Annotated in this window: 1 protein-coding gene; it reads right to left on the bottom strand. The window is 60.3% G+C overall.

Annotated features, from left to right (window positions below):
* Positions 1-98 precede the first annotated feature (98 nt).
* Positions 99-1,286: a glycine C-acetyltransferase gene (locus FHT76_RS41240; RefSeq protein WP_183754385.1), complete on the bottom strand. Its 1,188-nt coding sequence runs from the start codon at positions 1,284-1,286 to the stop codon at positions 99-101.
* Positions 1,287-1,295 lie beyond the last annotated feature (9 nt).

The following is a 1,295-nucleotide window of genomic DNA, read 5'->3' as shown; positions in this document are numbered from 1 at the left end:
TCGGGAACCGGGACATGCTCCATCCAAAGCCCGACCTCCGGCTTCGCCTTCACCAGCGCCTTCATCATATTCGACATGATCTTACTCTCCGAAACCCTTCAAATGACTCCAAGTTCACGACCGGCCTCGGCAAATGCCGCGATCGTCCGCTCGACATCCGCGCGTGAATGTGCGGCCGACATCTGCGTGCGGATGCGCGCCTGTCCCTTCGGCACGACAGGGAAGGAGAAGCCGATCACATAGACGCCCTTCTTCAACATCAGTGCCGCCATATCCTGAGCCAGCTTGGCGTCGCCAAGCATGACAGGAATGATCGGATGCCCCTCACCAGCCAGCGTAAAGCCAAGCTTCGTCATTTCGGAGCGGAACAGTGCCGCATTGGCCGCCAACCTTTCGCGCAGCGCATCGCCGTTCTCGATGAGATCGAAGACCTTCAGTGACGCAGCAGCAATGACCGGCGCCAGCGTGTTCGAGAACAGATAGGGTCGCGACCGCTGCCTCAACCAGTCGATGGTTTCGGCCTTTGCCGAGGTATAGCCGCCGGAAGCCCCCCCAAGCGCCTTCCCGAGCGTGCCGGTGATGATGTCGATCCGCCCCTCGACACCGCAATGCTCTGGAGAGCCACGTCCATGCTTGCCGACGAAGCCAACGGCGTGGCTATCATCGACCATGACCATCGCGCCATACTTCTCGGCGAGGTCGCAGACGCCCTGCAGGTTGGCGATGATGCCGTCCATCGAGAAGACGCCATCGGTGGCAATCAGCTTGAAGCGACTGCCCTCGGCCTTCTTCAGCTCTTCTTCCAACGCCTTCATGTCATTGTTGGCATAACGGAAGCGCTTGGCTTTGGAGAGTCGCACGCCATCGATGATCGAGGCGTGGTTCAACGCGTCGGAGATGATCGCATCCTCCTCGCCGAGCAGTGTCTCGAAGAGACCGCCATTGGCGTCGAAACAGGAGGAATAGAGGATCGTGTCCTCCATGCCGAGGAAGGAGGAAATACGCGCCTCGAGCTGCTTGTGCTCCTCCTGCGTACCGCAGATGAAGCGTACCGAGGCCATGCCATAGCCATAGCGGTCGAGCGCCTTCTTCCCGGCGTCGGCAAGTTCCTCGTTGTCGGCGAGCCCGAGATAGTTGTTGGCGCAGAAGTTCAGCACCCGCTCGCCGGACGCAACGGCGATCTCGCCCGCCTGCTTTGACGTGATGACACGCTCGGACTTGTAAAGCCCGGCATCCTTCAGTGCGGCGAGTTCGGTGCGGAGGTGGGAGAGGAATTGCGAGGTCATTGAATGCCC

It is taken from the genome of Rhizobium sp. BK176, from assembly GCF_024808055.1.
The sequence above is the reverse complement of the archived record's forward strand: the minus strand, read 5'-3'. Positions and strand labels throughout refer to the sequence as shown.